General features: G+C 69.1%; 1 pseudogene. It reads left to right on the top strand.

Annotated features, from left to right (window positions below):
• Positions 1–411: pseudogene (locus tag ACOADB_RS22800) on the top strand (enoyl-CoA hydratase); the annotation flags it as partial.

Below are 411 nucleotides of genomic sequence, written 5' to 3'. Positions count from 1 at the left end.
GACATCTACTCCTGCTTCCCGTCCGCGGTACAGGTGGCTGCCCGCTCCTTGGGGCTGCCGCTGTCCGGGGCATTGACGGTCACGGGCGGCCTCACGTTCGCGGGTGGGCCCTGGAACAACTACGTCACGCACTCGATCGCCACCATGGTCGAACGGCTGCGAGAGCAGCCGGACAGCCTCGGTCTCGTGACCGCCAACGGAGGCCTGCTCACCAAGCATGCGATGGGCATCTACGGCGCGCGGCCACCCGTGCGTGCCATCACCGCTCCCGCACTCCGTCGCCTCGACACGCCTCGGCCTGTGGTCGCAGAGATCCACGGGCCCGTCTCGGTGGTGGCTGCCACCGTCCGCTACCAGCGTGACGACGTGCCGTCCCATGGCTTCGTCGTAGCCGAGACGGCGACCGGCGAA

It is taken from the genome of Nocardioides sp. CPCC 206348, from assembly GCF_048654705.1.
Taxonomy (GTDB): domain Bacteria; phylum Actinomycetota; class Actinomycetes; order Propionibacteriales; family Nocardioidaceae; genus Nocardioides.
This window is presented reverse-complemented; position numbering and strand designations above follow the sequence as displayed.